This is a genomic window from Mesorhizobium sp. WSM4310, from assembly GCF_007003935.1.
Lineage (GTDB): Bacteria > Pseudomonadota > Alphaproteobacteria > Rhizobiales > Rhizobiaceae > Mesorhizobium.
Genome location: NZ_VFTA01000022.1, coordinates 13780 through 33068, shown reverse-complemented (window position 1 = coordinate 33068; position 19289 = coordinate 13780). Strand labels below are relative to the sequence as shown.

The 19289-nt window shown below is 61.0% G+C and carries 17 protein-coding genes; 7 read left to right on the top strand and 10 right to left on the bottom strand.

Features of this window, described 5'->3' with window-relative positions:
• Positions 1-126 precede the first annotated feature (126 nt).
• From FJV80_RS22220 to FJV80_RS22190, 7 genes are all read right to left on the bottom strand, one after another.
• Positions 127-1197, bottom strand: a complete 1071-nt coding sequence (locus FJV80_RS22220; RefSeq protein ID WP_142877433.1) for an adenylate/guanylate cyclase domain-containing protein — start codon at positions 1195-1197, stop codon at positions 127-129.
• Between the two features lie 3 nt (positions 1198-1200).
• On the bottom strand, positions 1201-1695 hold the full coding sequence (locus tag FJV80_RS22215) for a Rab family GTPase (protein ID WP_095775314.1): 495 nt from the start codon (positions 1693-1695) through the stop codon (positions 1201-1203).
• 11 nt (positions 1696-1706) lie between these two features.
• A complete protein-coding gene (locus tag FJV80_RS22210; RefSeq protein ID WP_142877432.1) occupies positions 1707-4364 on the bottom strand; it encodes an OmpA family protein in 2658 nt (885 codons plus the stop codon).
• A gap of 7 nt (positions 4365-4371) precedes the next feature.
• Positions 4372-5037: a hypothetical protein gene (locus FJV80_RS22205; RefSeq protein ID WP_095775313.1), complete on the bottom strand. Its 666-nt coding sequence runs from the start codon at positions 5035-5037 to the stop codon at positions 4372-4374.
• Between the two features lie 477 nt (positions 5038-5514).
• Positions 5515-6108 carry a DJ-1/PfpI family protein gene (locus FJV80_RS22200; RefSeq protein WP_010913455.1) on the bottom strand — a complete coding sequence of 198 codons (594 nt, stop codon included), beginning with the start codon at positions 6106-6108 and terminating at the stop codon, positions 5515-5517.
• Positions 6074-6298, bottom strand: coding sequence for a hypothetical protein (locus tag FJV80_RS22195; RefSeq protein WP_142877431.1), 225 nt, complete (start codon positions 6296-6298; stop codon positions 6074-6076). Before FJV80_RS22195 ends, FJV80_RS22200 begins: the two co-directional genes overlap by 35 nt.
• Positions 6299-6309: 11 nt before the next feature.
• Positions 6310-7011 (bottom strand): GntR family transcriptional regulator, encoded by a 702-nt coding sequence (locus tag FJV80_RS22190; protein WP_142877430.1) that lies wholly within the window; start codon positions 7009-7011, stop codon positions 6310-6312.
• A gap of 200 nt (positions 7012-7211) precedes the next feature.
• Between FJV80_RS22190 and FJV80_RS22185 the strand changes: the two genes are divergently transcribed.
• The 6 genes from FJV80_RS22185 (at position 7212) to FJV80_RS22160 (ending at position 12897) form a co-directional block, all read left to right on the top strand.
• Complete coding sequence (locus tag FJV80_RS22185; RefSeq protein ID WP_142877429.1) at positions 7212-8438, top strand: iron-containing alcohol dehydrogenase; 1227 nt, start codon at positions 7212-7214, stop codon at positions 8436-8438.
• Between the two features lie 16 nt (positions 8439-8454).
• The gene (locus tag FJV80_RS22180) at positions 8455-9942 is read left to right on the top strand and encodes an NAD-dependent succinate-semialdehyde dehydrogenase (protein WP_142877428.1); all 1488 of its coding nucleotides are present in this window, start codon (positions 8455-8457) and stop codon (positions 9940-9942) included.
• A gap of 10 nt (positions 9943-9952) precedes the next feature.
• Entirely contained in the window at positions 9953-10777 is an 825-nt protein-coding gene (locus FJV80_RS22175; protein WP_142877427.1) for an alpha/beta hydrolase, read from the top strand.
• 213 nt (positions 10778-10990) lie between these two features.
• The gene (locus tag FJV80_RS22170; protein WP_095775223.1) at positions 10991-11431 is read left to right on the top strand and encodes a hypothetical protein; all 441 of its coding nucleotides are present in this window, start codon (positions 10991-10993) and stop codon (positions 11429-11431) included.
• A 253-nt stretch (positions 11432-11684) separates the two neighbouring features.
• Positions 11685-12173 carry a hypothetical protein gene (locus FJV80_RS22165; RefSeq protein ID WP_179296538.1) on the top strand — a complete coding sequence of 163 codons (489 nt, stop codon included), beginning with the start codon at positions 11685-11687 and terminating at the stop codon, positions 12171-12173.
• A gap of 382 nt (positions 12174-12555) precedes the next feature.
• Positions 12556-12897 carry a hypothetical protein gene (locus tag FJV80_RS22160; protein ID WP_095775222.1) on the top strand — a complete coding sequence of 114 codons (342 nt, stop codon included), beginning with the start codon at positions 12556-12558 and terminating at the stop codon, positions 12895-12897.
• Positions 12898-12942: 45 nt separating this feature from the next.
• On the opposite strand, the gene ggt is transcribed toward FJV80_RS22160, so the two are convergent.
• The 3 genes from ggt to FJV80_RS22145 form a co-directional block, all read right to left on the bottom strand.
• On the bottom strand, positions 12943-14682 hold the full coding sequence (gene ggt / locus FJV80_RS22155) for a gamma-glutamyltransferase (protein WP_142877426.1): 1740 nt from the start codon (positions 14680-14682) through the stop codon (positions 12943-12945).
• 99 nt (positions 14683-14781) lie between these two features.
• On the bottom strand, positions 14782-16074 hold the full coding sequence (rhaI, locus tag FJV80_RS22150; RefSeq protein WP_142877425.1) for an L-rhamnose catabolism isomerase: 1293 nt from the start codon (positions 16072-16074) through the stop codon (positions 14782-14784).
• Between the two features lie 99 nt (positions 16075-16173).
• The gene (locus FJV80_RS22145; RefSeq protein WP_142877424.1) at positions 16174-18276 is read right to left on the bottom strand and encodes a bifunctional rhamnulose-1-phosphate aldolase/short-chain dehydrogenase; all 2103 of its coding nucleotides are present in this window, start codon (positions 18274-18276) and stop codon (positions 16174-16176) included.
• A 184-nt stretch (positions 18277-18460) separates the two neighbouring features.
• Here FJV80_RS22145 and FJV80_RS22140 point away from each other — a divergent pair, with 184 nt between their 5' ends.
• Positions 18461-19264 carry a DeoR/GlpR family DNA-binding transcription regulator gene (locus FJV80_RS22140; RefSeq protein WP_142877423.1) on the top strand — a complete coding sequence of 268 codons (804 nt, stop codon included), beginning with the start codon at positions 18461-18463 and terminating at the stop codon, positions 19262-19264.
• The last annotated feature ends 25 nt before the right edge of the window (positions 19265-19289 follow it).

Sequence of the window (19289 nt, the reverse complement as noted above, 5' to 3'; positions counted from 1 at the left end):
AAAGGTGCTTGCTGTCGCTGCGATGTGCATCACCACGGTGAGCTCAATTGTCCGGGATGGCTTCGTGACCGGTCGTCAACCGACAGGTCACAAGATGCAATGCGGGTCGGCACTGCCAAGCGCAAATCAAGCCGGGAGGCGCCACATTCGCACACGGCCTGTGCCACGCAGTTCCGTTTCCGCGAGTGGCTCGCAAGCAAAATTTGGCCCAAGCAGTGTGTGAGTTGCATCCGAAATACGAATTTCATCCGGCTCCGCGGACGTTTGAATACGTGCGGCGAGATTAACGGTCTCGCCCCACAGGTCATAGGCAAACCGCCTTTTGCCTATGACGCCCGCGACGATTGGTCCTGAGTGAATTCCAATTCTGAGCCTTAGCCGTCCTCCTGCGAAGTGTTCGAGCTTAACCGCCTCGCGCAGTTCAAGTGCATAGCGCGCGAGGGCTTCAGCATGATCGGATCGCGCGGCGGGCAAGCCGGCGACCACCATCACACAATCGCCGATTGTCTTGATCTTTTCGCAACCGTGTCGTTCCGAGAGCAGATCCGCCGCCTTGAAGAAGTAATTCAAGATAGCGAGCGTCGTCACGGCTCCGACGCTCCGCGCTCTTTCCGTAAAACCGACGATGTCGGCAAAAAGCACACTCACCTCTGCGTGATTGTCTGCAATTTGTTCGTCCGCTTTTAACCGCTCCGCGATCGACGCGGGAAGAATGTTGAGGAGCAGGGCTTCGGCACGCTGGTATTCACGCTGCAATCCCTCTTGGCTCTCCCTCAACGCCTCGTTCACCGATTGTAATTTCTCGTTGAGTTGACGCTCCCTCTCTTGCAGGAGCGTCATTTCATAAGCCTTCTGCTGAAGCCGCTGCCTATTGTCGCGTTCGACGGTTGCATCGAGAAAGAGCAGCCACACGTAGGCACTGTCAGCAAAAAGATGAAGGTCCGCGACACGCCCGCTGGGCAGTTCGACCATGGCCATATGATATGGAAGCTCCGGGGAAGGCAGCAAACCTTCCATGAATTCAAGCTGATCGGCAACCGGCTGACCAATGCGAAGCGATGCGAGCCCGTAATGTTTGACGTTGCCGCCCTTCGCAGCTACGCAAAGCTCGGCGTCAATTTTCAGATACGCGATAGAGTGCTCGTCGTAAAAAAAATTGTAAATCCAGCTTCCGACTTCTTTTGGCAATCTATGCATGGTCTATCTAGCAACCATCGAAGCAAGTTGACGAAACGCATCGTCAACGTGTTCGCCCGAAAGTGCACTTGTTAGATAGATTTGCCATCCAAGTTGCCTCAGCTCGTTAATATCACCATCTGATATTGCCCACCGATCGGCAAGATCGGATTTGTTGAACAGCAATACAAACGGCATCGTTCCGAATTCGGCCTCGACCCGCTCGCGTAGCGTGAGCGCCGCGGCAAGAGTAGCGGCGCGGGTTCCATCGACGACAAGCACGAGCCCGGTCGCACCTCGCACATGGCTGACGCGGAATGAGCCGATATCGTCTTCGCCGGCCAAATCCCACAAAATCAAATCCACGGTTTTGCCCGGTAGTGCGACGCTCTTCTTGTCGATTTTCACTCCCACCGTGGTCAAGTAGGTTTCTGAAAAGATGCTTTGCACAAACCTGCGGACCAGGCTCGTCTTTCCGACACCGAACCCGCCCAACATGCAGATCTTTTTTTGCAACATCTTGAGCTCCACTAGTCCAAGTTTACCGTAATCGAAACCCGGCGATTGGTGGAGCTCCCAGTTTGACTATTTTCAGGCACCAGCGGCTCAAAGGTGCCCGCGCCCCGAACCAGCAGCAGTTCCGGAGCGACGCCGCGCTTGTTGAGAAGCGCACGAACTGTCTCGGCGCGGGCGGCACTGATCGACGCGTTGGCCGTCTCGCGGCCCGTAGCGTCCGAATGGCCGGTCAACATGAACCGCGCAGTTACGCCTGACTTGTGGGCACTTTCGGCGAATTCCTTTATTTGATCCGCCAATCTGTCGAGAACCGGCGTCTGCTCTGGTCCCGGCACAACTTTGCCGGAATAGAAGAAAATATCGGTCGCCTGGATGGCCGCTCGCAAATCATTAAGTTCTGCAAGGTTCAGCTCATGCAGCTGCGAGATATCCAGAACCACTCCGTCCGCCGAAAGTTGATCGGCGGCGGCCCGCGCCCGGTTGATCCAGTTGGCAGGAGCCTCCCCCACGACAACGATGCGGCCCTGGATGATCGAAAGCAGAACCGATTTCGGCGGGGTCAGCGAAGCCTCCAGCCGCTTCACCACGAACTTCGGATCAAGACTTTGATAGAATTGCCACTGTGAATGAACGCGGGCAGGATCGATCTGCGTTCCGTGCAGCAGAGCTTGCGGGTCGGCGGCTAGCGGGTCTCTCAGGCCGGAAATGTAGAAATGTCCGCCCCTCTCTGTTTGCTGGGCGACGATGATTCCCGGTTGGGCCTCAAGTCGCGACACATAGTACTGCCAATGCTCCGCCGCGCGCGCTTCGGGGCTCACATCACGAACCTTGGAGATGTCGAATTCCGGTCCGCCTGCCGAAAGCTGTCGGGCCGCCGCGCGCGCCTGATCTATCCAGGTGTCGGGAGCCTCACCCTCGGCAACGATGCGATCCTTGACGATCGAAAGTCGCACTGTGTCCGGCGGATACAGCGACGCCGTTAGCCGCTTCAACACGAACTCCGGCTCAAGGCTCTGATAGAATTTCCACTGCGAATGAACGCGGGCGGGATCGACCTGTGTTCCCGACAGCAGCGACTGCGGGTCGGTGCCAAGCGGGTCTCTCAGGCCGGCAATATAGAATTGGCCGTCGCGTATGTTTTGCTCGGCAACGATGATGCCTGGCTGGGTCTCCAGTCGCGACACATAGGCCTGCCAGCGCTCCGCCTCGCGTTCTTCGAGGCTTACGTCACGGACCCCAGAGATATCGAACACCGGCCCGCCTGCCGAAAGCTGCTGGGCGGCGGCCTGGGCCCGGCTGATCCAAGCGGCACTCGCCTCACCTTCGGCGACGATGCGATTCTTGACGATCGAAAGTCGCACTGTATCCGGCAGAGCCAGCGACGCCGTTAGCCGCTTCAATACGAACTCCGGCTCAAGGCTCTGATAGAATTTCCACTGCGAATGAACGCGGGCGGGATCGACCTGCGTTCCCGACAGCAGCGACTGCGGGTCGGCGCCAAGCGGGTCTCTCAGGCCGGAAATGTAGAATTGGCCATAACGTACCTTTTGTTCGGCAACGATGATGCCCGGCTGGATCTCCAGTTGCGACACATAAGCCTGCCAGCGCTGCCCGGATTGCCAGGAAAGAAGGAACCAACCGCCTGCCGGAATCAAAAGCAGCAGGACTGCAACCACCACCAGCCACGGAAACCCCTGGTTTGATTCCTCCTGCTTCAGCTCGACGCACGTCTGCAATTGTGCCTCTACGCCGGCCAACTGCGAACTGTCGCCGTCAAACTCCCCTAAAGCCTGTGAGCATTCCTCATGGATGCGGAGCAATACATCGCGAACTATTTCATGCAATTCCTCTGGCGGATTTCCTCGGATCACCGAAACCAAGGTCGCGAACTGTCCGACTTCTGACCAAAGGCGAAGGTCGCCAAAACGGATCGTGTCCAGACTGCTCTGTTCTTTTTCGTTAAATGAGTCCTTCACAAAGTCCTGAATTGCACTAAGCATCGAAGAAATAAGCTGAGGATCCTCGCTCGTTGCATTATCAGCAGCTACATGCGCTATCAGAAGTCCGGAATTTCGGCTAATTAGGAAGACATGTTCCACTCGATATACAAGAGAATGCTTCAGAACAACTTCCGAAAAACTAGCACCTGTTCTCCAAGATTCAAATCTCCACTTGAGACCATGCCAGGTAAATATATGTCTTAAAGTCTCGTTCAGCGACTGAAAGGTCTGGTCGATCTTTTCCCCGATCGACTTGCGAATTGCCGGCAGAAACACCGGGTATAATATGTCCGTCAGCGTGCGCGGGCTCTTCTGGATTGACCGTTGCACGGCTCTTTCGACAGCTGGCGCAAGGGCCTCGCCGAGTTGCACGTGAGGCGCTCGCGCGGCCGCACTGGAAAGAACGTCGCCTACGGCTGCCGCGAACTGCTCCGGTTCGTCCAGCAGATGCGTGACTCGTGAAAGCTCTGAAATTTCGCGGCTGACCAGCAACTGGCGCAGCGTTTCCATGCGAGGATCGGCGGTTGGAACACCGTCGAAACGCGCACGATAGTCCGGATCAACGTTCCGGGCAATTTCGATCAAAAGACGAGCCAGAGCCTCGCGATCAATCTCTGTATCGTTCGAGGCTGTTCTTTGCGGTAGGCTGATCGGGTCGACGGTCGACGTCAAGGTCCCATCAACTCGCTTTCCAACTACGGTCCGAATTGCTCTTGCTGCCGACGGGATCCTGATTAAGACATTTTGCAACCTCGACAAACAGGCCAGCCAAAAGATTTCGGTCGGTCTTGACGTTGCTGAGATCGGCAAACATTTTTTCTATCAGCATCTGAACGCCTTCATTCTTCTGCTTGATTTCCTCACGCAGTGAATGATCGTTCCGATTTATCCGGTCCGCAACGTCGCGCTCAAGCGCGCTCAATTGATCCGACAACGCGCGCACCTGCTTTTCAAGCGCCTGGTTTTGCTCGCGAAGATTCCGATCAATTTCCTTGTCGGCATCGGCTCGTGCATCTTTTTCGCTCCGCAATTGCCCCGCAAGCGAATCGACCTGCTTCTTTGCATTTGACTCGTACATGTCGAGATTGCGCTTGGCCTCGGATTCGACATCCTTGAAGCGCTGCAAGACCCGTTCTTCGAGCTTGGAGAAGCGGCGGTCATAGTCCTGCATCTGGTTGCCGAACAGCAGATCACGTATCTTGTCGACACCTACAGCGTCGCCGGGACCCCCGTTTTCGCGAGCCTGGACGCCCATGAAGTTCAGACCGTTTCCTTCTGCGTTACCTATCAGATTTCCGTCCGCTTTCTTGTCTGAAGAAGCGGAATTCGAAGATTCCTTTGCCATGCTTTTGCCCTTCCGTTTGAACACCTGCCACAGTGCAAAACCCCATACATAAGAAAGTCGGCATATAAGAAAGTCAGCATGTCAGCAAAATACCCGGCTCGCAAGCGGGTATCGTCTTGACTTGAGCCGATTCGTAAGGCAGCCGCGCGCTGAGTCGCCGGCGCAGGAATGGAAGTTGGTAGCGATGCCATTTCAAGAGCGGCAGCCGCGGCTGGTCGGGGATCAAAGGCGGTAAGCGTAGCCGTCGAAGCAGTGGCGCCCCGCAATCTCTGCGCTCACGGCATCCCGGCGTTCGACCGCAAGGTGATCAACCGAATAACGACGGCGGCAGGTCGCAGCTTCGCGCTCGAGGAGGCGATCCGGTCAAGCTCGTTAAGAACCGCCTCACGACTACGCCACGGGTGTTTGCGCACGCGTTGTGCTTTTCCGGGAACTGCTCAGATGGCCGGCGCGCTGGCGCGCGCCAGCCGTCTGGCGTCAGGCGTGGCGGATCTCGGTTCCCAACACCTTCAAGCATTCGCGGATGAACGCGGCAAGCGCCGTCCAGCCCTTGGCGGAAACCATCGTCCCGTCCACATAGGCATCGGTGGGTGACAGGTCGATGTAAGTGCCGCCGGCAAGCGTCACCTCCGGCTCGCAAGCCGCGAGAGCCCCAACCTTCTTGCCGCGGACGACGCCATCGACGGCGATCAGAATCTGGACGCCGTGGCAAATCGTGAAGATCGGCTTTTTGGTCTCATGGAAATGGCGCACGATAGCCTGCACGCGCTTGTCGGTACGGATGTATTCCGGCCCGCGCCCGCCTGCGCAGTAGACGGCATGATACTGGTCGAGCTGTCTTTCGGCTTCCGAGAACGTCTTGTTGATCAGCGCGTAGTGACCAAGCTTTTCGGTGTAGGTCTGGTCGCCCTCGAAGTCGTGCAGCGAGGTCTTGATCAGGTCGCCGGCGTTCTTGTCGGGGCATACCACATGAACCGTGTGGCCCACGGCCTCCATCGCCTGCTGATAGACGAAGATCTCGTATTCCTCGGTGAACTCACCGGTAAGCATCAGTATTTTCTTGCCTGGCATGGCTCTTCCTCCTGTTGCGGCTGGGCGAGGTGCGGATCACGCCTCGCCTGTCTTCGAAATCGGATCGGATCGGAATGGCGAATCCGGGAAATACGCGCTCGGCGCGCAGCACCGATTCGACGGCGCCCGGCACGGCACCAGTGGGCAGCGCGCTTCCTCCCTCTCCGGCGATATTGGCTGCAATGGACATCGGGTCCGACCTTAATCGAAGGCCGGAAGCAAGCGATCGCGCGAATGCTCGATATGGACGCGCATCGCCTCTTGGGCGGCGTCGGGATCGGCCGCGCCGAATGCGGCGAGGATCGCCTCGTGTTCGTCGAGCGCTTCCTCGGTCACGCGGGCATGATACATTAGGCGGAAGATATGGAAGTGGGCATGCTGGTGGCTCAACGTCTGCCGAATGAGTTCGTTTTGCGAAAACTCCATGATCTTGTCGTGGAAGATCGCGTCCTGCCGGGCGAAATTCGAATAACGCAGGCGATCGTCCTTGCCTTCGCGCCGTGACATCACGCCAGCCGCTTCCAGCAAAATGTTGAGCTTGGCTTCATCCATGGCAGCGGCGGCTTTCGCCGCGGCATGCGGCTCAAGCAGAAGGCGCATCTCGTACAATTCGTCGAACCGGCGGCGTGTGATTTGCGGCGCCGCGCGATAGCCGATCAGGTGAGTCTTGAGCACCAGGCCTTCGCCTTCGAGGCGACCGAGCGCCTCGCGGATCGGCGTGTGCGAGACGTTGAATTCCTTGACCAGGCTGTCGACGGTGATGCGCGAACCCGGCGCGATCTTCAGCGCCATCAGCTGCGCGAAGATCGCTTCATAGACATCCTCGACCAGGCTGTTGGAGCGCTGGATGCGACCGCCGGCGGCAGCCGTTTCGGTCGTGTCGATTGGGTTTGCGGCCTGCATCTTTACCTCTTGACAGTGCGGACTGCTAACACGATGCTCCAACGGATGCAATCCTATATCCTATACGATTTTAAAGCGGATATGCTTTTCGAGCCGTTATATGATACTGCAGAATGTCCCCGGCGCTGTTGCGGACAGATGGCGGATTCGTTGCGACAACCCTTCCCAGTTCAGGCGCCGCCAAAGGACAAAAGATCATCATGAGCCTCTTCGCCGCCCTCCGGCTTCCGCGTGAAATCCTTTTCGGTAACGGCCAACGCCATGCGCTGCCGACGGTCGCCAGCAGGTTCGGCCGGCGCGCCCTGGTCTGTACAGACGAGCGTTTCGCCGGCACGGCGGTGTTCGCGGAAATTGTCAAATGGCTCAAGGCCGCCTCGATCGAGGTGCTGGTGCATGACCGCGTGCTTCCCGACGTGCCACGCGACAGCCTCGGCATTTGCGTCGACGAGGCCGCGAAATTCCAGCCTGAGATAGTGATCGGCATCGGCGGCGGCAGCTGCCTCGATTTCGCCAAATGCGCCGGCCTGCTGCTCAGCCATGGCGGCAAGCTTCAGGACTACTATGGGGAGTTCAAGGTGCCCGGCCCGACGCTGCCGCTGATCGCCGTGCCCACCACCGCGGGAACCGGCTCCGAAGTGACGCCCGTCGCGGTGATCTCCGACCCGGACCGGACGCTGAAGGTCGGCATATCGAGCCCCTATCTGATCGCGGCGGTTGCCTTGTGCGACCCCGAACTGACGATGACCTGCCCCCCTGCCCTGACCGCGATAGCCGGCGCCGATGCCTTGACCCATGCGATCGAGGCCTTCACCGCGAAGCGGCGCGGCGCGGACCCCAGCCTGGCGCAACAGCATGTCTTCATCGGCAAGACCGCGCTGACCGACCATTTCGCCCTGCTGGCCATAAAACTGCTGGGCCGCAGCCTGGAGAAAGCCTGCACCGACGGCACCGATGCCGATGCGCGCGCCGATGTGATGATGGGCGCGCTGGCGGCGGGCTGCGCATTCGGCACCGCCGGCACCGCGGCGGCGCATGCCGTGCAATATCCCGCGGGCGCCCTCACCCACACGGCGCACGGATTGGGCGTCGCGACGATGATGCCCTACGTCATGACCTACAACAGCCGCGTGGTCGCCGCCGAAATGGCCGAGATCGGCGCAGCGCTTGGCCTTGAGGCCAAGGGGCGGAGCGCCGGGGAGATGGCAGACGCCACAATCGAGGAAATCCGACGGCTATTCACGGCGATCGGCATCACGCCGACGCTGGCCGATCTCGGCCTTCCCGCCGACAAGCTCGACTGGACCGCCGATCAGGCGCTCGGCATCGATCGCCTGATCAAGAACAACCCGCGCCCCTTCGATCTCACCGCCATGCGACGCCTGGTCCAGGCCGCTCATGACGGCGACCTCGCAGCCTGCGCCATGTAATCCACGGAACAAGACCATGAACCTTCCTCCGAATGCGCTGTGGATCGACCAGGACGACTATGACGTTCGCGGCTTTTCGCACGGACTCTACATCGACGGCAGGTGGCGACCATCTTCCGACGGCCGGGTCATCGACGTCGTCGATCCTGCGTCGGGATCCGTCATTGCAGCGGTTCCCGACGCGACGCTCGAGGATGCCTTGGCAGCCGTCGATGCGGCGGCCAAGGCGGCGACGGCATGGCGGGGGACAGCGCCACGCAAGCGCTCGGAAATCCTCAGGCGCTGTTTCGAACTCATGGTCGAGCGATCGGAAACGCTCGCCATGCTGATCTCGCTGGAGAACGGCAAGGCTCTGCGCGACGCGCGCGGCGAGGTTGCGTACGCCGCCGAGTTCTTCCGCTGGAACGCGGAAGAAGCGGTTCGCATCACCGGCGAGTTCGGCACCGCGCCGTCCGGCACCAACCGCATCGTCGTCGACTATGAGCCGATCGGCATCTGCGTGCTGATCACGCCCTGGAATTTTCCGGCCGCGATGGCGACACGAAAAATAGCGCCGGCATTGGCGGCCGGTTGCACGGTGATCCTGAAGCCGGCCAGCGAGACGCCGCTGACGGCCTATGCGCTGGCCGCGCTCTACAGCGAGGCCGGCGTTCCGGCCGGCGTCGTCAACGTGCTCACCACGACCAGTCCCGGTCCGCTGACCTCGGCCATGCTGGCCGATCCGCGCGTCAGGAAGCTCTCTTTCACCGGCTCGACAGGCGTCGGACGAACCTTGCTTGGCGAAGCCGCCAAGCATGTGGTCTCCTGCTCGATGGAACTCGGCGGCAATGCACCATTCGTCGTTTTCGACGATGCCGACCTCGATGCCGCGCTCGACGGCGCCATGATCGCGAAGATGCGCAATGCCGGCGAGGCCTGTACAGCCGCCAACCGCATCTATGTTCAGTCGGGCATCCATGACGCGTTCGCCGACGGCCTTCGCAAACGCATGGCAGCTCTCAAGGTCGGACCAGGCATGAGTGCGGATACCGAGTGCGGGCCGATGATCACCAGAAAGGCGGTCGACAAGATCGACCGCCTGGTCAAGGACGCCGTGGGCCGGGGAGCCAAGGTGCATTGCGGCGGCTCTATCCCGGAAGAGGAAGGCTTCTTTTATCCGCCGACGGTCCTGTCGCAGGTTCCGTCCGATGCCGACATGGCGCATGAGGAGATCTTCGGGCCGGTAGCGCCCATCACGCGATTCGAGACCGAGGCCGAAGCCATCATGCACGCCAACAACACGGAATACGGCCTTGCCGCCTATATCTATACGCGCGATGTCGGCCGAGGATTGCGGGTGGCATCGCGGATCGAAGCCGGCATGATCGGCCTCAATCGGGGGCTGATGTCGGATCCCGCGGCCCCCTTCGGCGGCGTCAAGCAGAGCGGCCTGGGTCGCGAGGGCGGCCAGCACCACGGCATCGCCGAGTTCATGGAGGCGAAGTATATCGCCGTTACCTTCTGATCGGGCAGCCATGCAGAAAGACCCCTTCCGCACCCGCGACCACGTTGCCGACTTTGATGACATCGTGGCCGATATCGTGGCGCGCAGCGACACGACCCGGGCGACGCTGCCCATGGTGGCTGATGTCGCCTATGGCAACGGCGAGGCCGAGAGGCTCGACCTGTTCTTTCCGCCGGGCGAGCGTCAGAATCTTCCCGTTCATATTTTCATCCACGGCGGCTACTGGCGCATGTTTTCAAGGGGTGACTATTCCTATGTGGCGAACACAGTCACCCAAGCCGGTGCGATCGCGGTCATCGTCGATTATGCGCTGATGCCCGAGTTCAGGATGGCGGCGATCGTGGAGCAGGTCCGGCGCGCCAAACATTGGGTGCTGGACAACATCGTCGACCATGGCGGCGATCCAGGCCGGATCAGCGTCAGCGGCCATTCGGCTGGCGCGCACCTGGCCACATTCCTATTTGAAAAGGCGCCAATGCCGTCACGCATCCACGCAGCGCTGCTGCTGGGTGGCCTCTACGACCTGAAGCCCCTGCAGAAATCCTTCCTCGAGCCGTTGATCGGCATCACCGACGAGGAGGCAGCTGCCTTAACGCCAATGACGCGGCAGCATGACCCGAAGACGGCAGTGACCATTCTCGTCGGGGACCAGGAAACGCCCCCTTTTCACCAGCAGGCGGCCGACTTCGGAACGCTCCTGCGCGCGCAGGGGCACGGTGTCCGCGAGCTTTGCCTGAATGACCGGAACCATATGACGAGCGTACGGGATCTGGGCATCATCGGTACGCAAGCTGGCGATTGCTTGATGCAGACGATTGAAACGACCCTCTTCTAGAGGCAATGCCGAGCCGACCCGAATGAGGAGGTCGCAGTGTGATGTGCACCGCTCGGTGGGCAGTTGCGCAACCTCGGGACTTGGCCCTATTGCGCGACCAGGCGACTCGCCTAGCGAAACAGCTTTGCTCTCATTGGCCATTCAGCGGATTCGATTTGCTTGGTGATCCCTCACCCTTAGGGCAAACTCCCTGCCGGGGCTGCAGGAGGTGAAATGAGAGCACGCGCAGCAACGCTCGGGGATCTCGAGGATGTGTTTCATGGCCTGTCCAAGCGGATGTCGGAGGAGTACGCGGCGGCCGGCAAGGACAGCAAGATCGCCTACGACAATCTGATGATGAATCTGAAGGAAGGCCGGGCGCACGCGCTGGTGGAGGGCGAGAAGGCCGTGGCAATCATCGCCTGGCATGAGAACAGCGACGCCGCCGATACGCTGTTTGCCGCGCAGGAGGACTTTTTCCGCGCCTCGACCGTGCGCTTCTGCAAGCGACATATCAGGCACATCCAGGCGCTCGCCGGCAACCTTCCCATCCATTCGCGCAGCTGGCTGCAGGGGCCTGACGTCGCCCGATGGTTCGGCATTATCGGCTATGCCGAGCGCGGTCAGGAGAACGGCGCCAACCTGTTTGAGCTGCCGCCGGCCCGCGCCAGCTAAGGAACCCCGGCTGGTGGCATGTGTTCCTCCTTGCCGCAAACGCCGAGCATACCGCGCCATCGCCCGCGCAAATTCGTCGATGCGGGTCCCCCCTTCGGTTCCAAGCGGTTTAACTCGGTGGCCTTGCGAATTGCACTCTCGGCCGCCTTGGACTGCCTCAGCAAGCGGCTTGCACGGGGCGACGATTGGCGGGATGTTACTGGGGGCAACCGGGGCCAAACCGGCAGGCCGAGATCGATGTGGCTGCTGGAAAATGTCGCGAGCCTGCTTCGCCTTTCTTACCTTTGTTGTCTTGCTGGCGCCGGTAGAGGCAAGCGAGCGCATGTCACATCTGCTTGACCGCTCCAACCTGCCGATCTCCTATCTTCGCGAATCGGATCTTGTGACCGCATACACGACTGCAATGGCGCGCTTCCGTCTGCAGTTCTCAGGACGTGCCGGCGAAACCAATCTTGCGGTCTCTCTCGAACCATTGTTTTTGCGGGCGGAATTCCGTGCGCGGACCTGGCGCTCGGCGGACGGCAGCTTGTTGCAAGGCTTCGCCGGCAAGGGCGGCTTCCGATTGACTATCGGTAACTGCCTGGCGCGTATCTGCGCTGCCAGCGAATGCAGCGATGCCGGTTGGCCGGTCTACGCCTGCAGCGACGGACGCAAGCGCAAGATGTCCGTCACGGATTTTGTGACGGCAAGCTTCGATGGCGTGCCCTATCGTCGATTGAGCGCCTCCCCTTCACAGGAATGAGGGCGCGAGGTGCCCACCATCCTACCGAGGCAGGCGTTCAGCAAGGGCGGTGTTCCTTTCCCGCACCGCGAACGCCTTCCCAGTCGACAATTGCCCGCCTCACGCAGCGCTGCGACTCCCCGCCGCAGTCGCGCAGGACGTTGCGGCGCTGAAATTGACGCGCGGCATCATCTTTTTCCCGCGAACATTGTCCAAATAGAATAGGATGGTGGGGCGCCATCCAAACGCGGACACGTGTTGCATTCGACCCAGGCGGCCGGAAAATCGGTGACAAGCGCCGCCGGAACGTGTTGAAGGTGACGGTCGACACAGAGAGGGACGTGCGATCGGGTTGCACTCGGCAAGTGTTGATGGTTTGTTGCCGGTCTGCGGAGAACGAGTGATGCGAGAATCGATCGGTCAAGACGAATATGGGTCGGCGAACCCTTTCGATCCGGACGACCTGCCCAATCTGAATGCGATCGGACCAGGGATCGGCAACAATGATTTCGAGAAATACGCGGTCGCCGTGATCATCGTGTTCGGCGCCCTGATCATCGGCGGGCTGATGGCCGCGTCGTTGACCTTCGGCCATCGCAACGGGTTCCTCTTCGCGCTCGGCGGCGCCACCTCGGCATGGATCTCCGGAAACGCGCTTCTGCTTGACCGGCCGCGCATCTACGCGCTGTTCGTCGGCATCGCCGCCCTGATGCTGATCGCATCGACCATCACGCTGGTTACCTGACGGTCCTTGCCGGGCCGCGACCCTGTCCAAGCACCCACCCCGGCATCAATATCCGAGCGCCTCGCCAGAGGCCGCCCGGCTGTCGATGGCGCCATTGTAGCGCGCGCCGCCGCCCTTCCCGATCTCCGCCAGGCTCTTGCCACCAACGAGAATGCCGGCCGCCTGCCCCCAGGTCTGGTCACTCAGATCGAGGTGGTAGCCCATGCCGGCCAGCAGTCTTTCGGTGTCCGGCGACAGGCCGAACGGCTCGACATAGACTTTATCGGGCAGCCATTGATGGTGGATGCGCGGTGCGTCGATCGCCTCCTGGATGTTCATGCCGTGGTCGATGACGTTGACGATCGCTTCCAGCGTGATGGTGATGATGCGCGAGCCGCCGGGGCTGCCGATGACCATGAACGGCTTGCCGTCCTTGGCCACGATGGTCGGGCTCATCGACGACAGCGGCGTCTTCTTCGGCTGAATGGCATTGGCCTCGCCCTGGACCAACCCATAGAGGTTGGGCACGCCCGGCTTCTGGGTGAAATCGTCCATCTCGTTGTTGAGCAAGATGCCGGTGCCGCCCGCGACGACGCCGGCCCCGAAGGAGCCGTTCAGCGTGTAGGTGACGGCCACCGCGTTGCCGTCCTTGTCGATGATGGAATAGTGTGTCGTCTCCTTCGACTCGCCAAAACCCTTCGGCATCAGGTCCTGCGACACGCCGGCCCGGAATGGGTCGGTCTTGTCGCGGATGTCCTTGGCGTAGCTCTTGTCCAGCAATTTCGAGACCGGATTGTCGACGAAATCAGGATCGCCGAGCGCGGAGTTGCGGTCGACATAGGCATGGCGCATCGCCTCGACCATGACATGCACGGTCTCGGCCGAGCCGGCGCCGAGATAGGACAACGGGTAGCCTTCCAGCACGTTGAGGATTTCGCAGATGATGACGCCACCGGAGCTTGGCGGCGGCGAGGAAGTGATCTCATAGCCGCGATAGGAGCAGGTGACCGGTTTCAGTTCACGCACCGCATATTGCTCGAAGTCCTGCTTGGCCAGGATGCCGCCCCTGGCGCCGCTCGCCTTGACGATGGCGTCAGCGATGGCGCCCTTGTAGAAGGCGTCGGGGCCTTTCTCGGATATCGCCGAGAGCGAGCCAGCAAGATCCGGTTGGGTGAGCCGCTCGCCAATGCCATAGGGCTTGCCATCGGGTTTCAGGAAGGCGGCGGCCGCCGCCGGGTCCTTCGCCAACCTTTCAGCGTTGCCGGCGAACGAGGCGGCATCGCCCTGATTGAGGATGAAACCGTCCCTGGCATAGGCGATCGCCGGCGCCATGAGCTCTTGTCTTGACAGTGTGCCATATTTTTCGCGCGCTATTTCGAAACCGGCCACCGAGCCCGGCACGCCGACGGCGAGATAACCGTCGAGGCTGGCGTCCTTCACCGGGTTGCCATCCTTGTCGAGATACATGGTCTTGGACGCGGCCAGCGGCGCGCGCTCGCGAAAATCGAGGAAGGTCGATTTGCCATCGGCGAAACGGATGGTCATAAAGCCGCCGCCGCCAATGTTGCCGGCATTGGGGTAGACGACGGCCAGCGCATAGCCGACAGCGACCGCCGCATCGACGGCATTGCCGCCCTTCTTCAAGACCTCGACGCCGATTTCCGACGCCAGATGCTGGGCCGTCACCACCATGCCGTGCTCGCCCTTGGCAGGTGCTGGCGACGCGGCAAAGACGCTCGTCAATGGCGCCAGCGCGAAGGTGATGGAAAGACTGGCGGCGATCAGTGTCCGACGGGTGAGGTGCATGGCGGGTTCTCCTGGCGGGGAAGCCTAGAAGAGCCCGTCGCAGCGGCCGAGTCCACCACCAACGGTGGGCCAGGCGGATCAATTCAGATGTCAGGCGTGTCAGACAATTCCGCCCGAGCCGCCAACAACAGCCGGGCGTTCGGCCGCGACCTTGGCGCGGTAGCCCGCCGCCCGGTAGGTGGCGACCGGATCGATGGCGCCCCCGGTTTTCAGCCGTGCCATGGCGAGGATCGGCTCGACATCGGTGCGATAGGCCGCCTTCAGCGTCTGGGTCGCCATCAGCGCGTCATTGCCGTCCTGAAAAACTTCCAGCGCCTTGCGGTCGACCAGCAGCGCCTGCGCATAGGCGCGCTGCACCTCGACCGCCGACAACATCAGGCTTTCGATCGGATCGGTGACGTTGTGGCTCTGGTCGAGCATGTGGGCGGGATCGAAACCCTCGGCGCCGGACAGTTCGGCATCGACCAGTTCGTTGAAGACCAGGAACAGCCGATAAGGATCGATCGAACCGGCGTCGAGATCGTCGTCGCCATATTTCGAATCGTTGAAATGGAAGCCGCCGAGTTTCTTGAACTGGATCAGCCGCGACACGATCATCTCGATGTTGACATTGGGCGCGTGGTGGCCGAGGTCGACCAGGCAGAAAGCCTTGTCGCCCAGTTCCTTGGCGATAAGGTAATTGGTGCCCCAGTCCTGCACGACCGTGGAATAGAAGGCCGGCTCGTACATCTTGTGTTCGGTGAACAGTTTCCAGTCGGCGGGCAGCCCGGCATAAATCTCCTTCATGGCGTCGAGGTAGCGCTCGAAGGCTTTGGCGAAATTGACCTGGCCCGGAAAATTCGAGCCGTCGCCGATCCACACCGTCAGTGCCTTGGAGCCGAGCGTCTTGCCGATCTCGATGCATTCGAGATTGTGCTCAACCGCCTGCCGGCGGGTGCCGGCGTCGGCGTGCGACAGCGAACCGAATTTGTAGGAGAGTTTCTGGTCCCTGGCGTCGGAGAATGTGTTGGAATTCATGGCATCGAAGCCGAGGCCGAAGCGCGAGGCCGCCTGCTTCAGCCGGTTCGGGTCAGTCTTGTCCCATGGAATGTGCAACGAGACGGTCGGCGTCGCCTGCGTCAGCTGGCTGATGACGGCACAATCCTCGATCTTGTCGAAGATATCGCGCGGCTCGCCGGCGCCGGGAAAGCGGGCAAAGCGCGTGCCGCCGGTGCCGACGCCCCAGGAGGGGATGGCAACCGCAAATTTCTCGACCTTGTCGCGGATGGCGTCGATGGCGATGCCGCGGCGGTCGAGACGTTCGCCGAGCGAGGCGTAGTCGCGCTCGAGGTCGGGCTTGCGCGCGGTGTTATCTTTTTCGACGATTTCGGCGGAAATGATGGTTTCGGACAAGTGCTGGTTCCTCCCAAGAATGTGTTCGGCTGGCGCCGCCCCTCATCCGCCCTACGGGCACCTTCTCCCCTTAGACGGGGAGAAGGGAAACGCTCCAAATCAGCGCGTAAAGCTCTGCGCGTTGCCGGCGTCGACGTTGATGATGTTGCCGGTCGACTTGGCCGACATGTCGGAAGCGAAGAAATAGATCGCCTCGGCGATGTCTTCCGGGAAGACCGAGCGCTTCAGCATCGAGCGCGAGCGGTAATGCTCTTCAAGATCGTCCGTAGACATCTTGTAGGCGGCGGCGCGCTGTTCCTTCCACTCGCCCGTCCAGATCTTCGAGCCGCGCAGCACGGCGTCCGGATTGACGACATTGACCCTGATCTGCGCTTCCGCGCCTTCCAGGGCGAGACACCGGGCGAGATGGATTTCGGCGGCCTTGGCCGTGCAATAGGCGGCAGCGTTGGGCGAGGCGGCAAGACCGTTCTTGGAGGCGACGAAGACGACATTGCCGCCGATCTTCTGCACCCGGAACAGCCGGAACGCTTCCCGCGAGACCAGGAAATAGCCGGTCGACAGGATGTCCATGTTCTTGTTCCACAGCGCCAGCGACGTCTCCTCGATCGGCGCCGAGGAGGCGAGACCCGCGTTGGAGACCAGAATGTCGATGCCGCCAAACTCGACCGCCGTCTCGGCAAAGCCCGAGACCACCTGGTCTTCCGCGGTCACGTTGATCACCACCGGGCGGACGAAATCCTTGCCATAGGCCTTCGCCAGTTCCTCATTGGCGCTGGCCAGTGCAGCCTCATCGATATCGGCCAGCACCACGCAGGCGCCTTCGCGCAGCAGGCGGTTGGCGGTCGCCCGGCCAATGCCGCCGGCGCCACCGGTGACTAGCGCGATCTGGCCGGCGAGCGATTTCGGCTTCGGCATGCGCTGCAGCTTCAGATCTTCGAGCAGCCAGTATTCGATGTCGAAGGCTTCCTGGGCGGGCAGGCCGACATAGGATGAAACGGTCGAGGCACCGCGCATGACGTTGATGGCGTTGACGTAGAATTCGCCGGAAATTCGCGCCGTCGCCTTGTCGCCGGCGAAGGTGAACATGCCGACGCCAGGCATCAGATAGACCACGGCGTTGGGATCGCGGATGGCAGGCGAGTCTGGATGCTTGCAGCTGTCGTAATAGGCCTGGTAGCCGACGCGGTATTCGGCGATGTCGTCGGCGAGGCGTGCAATGACCGCATCGACATCGGGCTTCGCCGGATCGAACTCGATGACCAGCGGGCGGATCTTGGTGCGCAGGAAATGGTCCGGGCAAGAAGTGCCGAGTGCCGCCAGCGGGCGCAAATCCCTGGAGTTGACGAATTCGAGCACGGCGGCGGAATCGTCGAAATGGCCGAGCTTGTGGCTCTTTTCCGAGATCAGGCCGCGGATTTTCGGCATCAGTTTCGCCGCGATGGCGCGGCGGGTAGCGGCATCGAGCGACTTGACCACTTCGCCGCCGAAGATGGCGAGGCCCTCGGAGCGGCGTTCGAACCACTCGATCGCCTGGTTGATCACCGAAATCGTCGTCTCGTAGCATTCCTTGGGCGTGTCGCCCCAGGTGAACAGGCCGTGGCTTTCGAGGATGACGCCCTTGGCGGCGGGATGTTCGAGGCAGAATTTCTCCAGCCAAAGGCCGAGTTCGAAGCCCGGCCGCTTCCATGGCAGCCAGCCGATGGCGTCGCCGAAGATCTCCTTGGTCAGCGCTTCGGAATCCTTCGCCGCGGCAATGGCGATGATGGCATCGGGATGCATGTGGTCGACGAAAGGCTTCGGCACATAGGCGTGCAGCGGCGTGTCGATCGAGGCCGCGCGCGGATTGAGGTTGAAGGTGCAGTGGGGCAGATATCCCACCATCTCGTCCTCATGCTCGACGCCGCGATAAAGGCCTTTCAGCGCGCGCAATTTGTCCATGTAGAGGGTGGCAAAACCGTCGAGCTTGATCGAGGCGCTGTCGCCGCCCGAACCCTTGACCCACAGCACTTCGACGTTCTCGCCGCTGAGCGGATCCTTCTGCCATATCTTGGAGGAGGTGTTGCCGCCGCCATAGTTGGTGACGCGCTTGTCGGAACCGAGCGTGTTCGAGCGATAGACCAGAAGCTCGGGATCGCTCATCCCCTTGGCCTTCGCATCGTCCCACAAATTGGCAAGGCGCGAGCCGGAGCGCTTGTCGAGCATAGGTTATCCTCCCTGGGACGCAAAAGCCGCAGTCCATTTTGCCGGGAATGTCTACGCAAGCGCCTCGCTTGTCAATCATAAACGATCAATATCGATCATATTGCACTGCACAATGAAATTATTTGATCGGAAATGATTGACACTGCTCGTTTTGAGTGCCTAGATGGCCAGGCAGGGAGGAACCATGCACGAAAAAGAGCGCCACAGGATCATTCTGTCCGCCGTCCAGGAAAAGCCTGTGGTGACGGTGCAGGAGATGGTCGACCTGACGGAGTCGTCCGAGGCGACGATCCGGCGCGATATCGCGGCTCTGCACGTCCAGAAGCGCCTGCGCCGGGTGCGCGGTGGCGCCGAGGCAATCTCGCCGCCGCAATTCATCGGCTTGGCCGGTCGGCCCTTTTCCGTCAACGAAACGATCAACGCTTCACAGAAGCGGGCGATCGCTCGCGAGGCGGTCGAATTGTGCGGGGATGGCGAGCCGATCATCATCAATGGCGGCACCACCACCTTCCAGATGGTGCATTTCCTGACTGGGCGGCGCATGCCGATCTTCACCAATTCGTTCCCGATCGCCGAGCATCTGCTCAAGCACTCGAAGAACACGGTGATGCTGTCGGGCGGCACCATCTATCGCGAGCAGAACATCATCCTGTCGCCCTTCGACAATGACGTGACCCGCAATTTCTACGCGCGCCGCATGTTCATGGGCGCCCAAGGGCTTGGACCGCTCGGCCTGATGGAAGGCGACCCGCTGCTGATCCAGGCGGAGCAGAAGCTGATCGACCAGGCCGACGAGCTGGTGGTGCTGGTCGATTCCTCGAAATTCCGAAAGCGCTCCAGCCTGATCCTGTGCGGGCTGTCGCGCATCGCCACCGTCATCACCGACGACGGCATCGAGGATCACGAAGCCAAGATGTTGGAGACCGCGGGCGTGACGCTGATCGTCGCCCGCAAGACGGCAAAGGAAGAATCTTCACTGCAGGCCTGAGACCAACTCACGCCCGCAGCGGCGA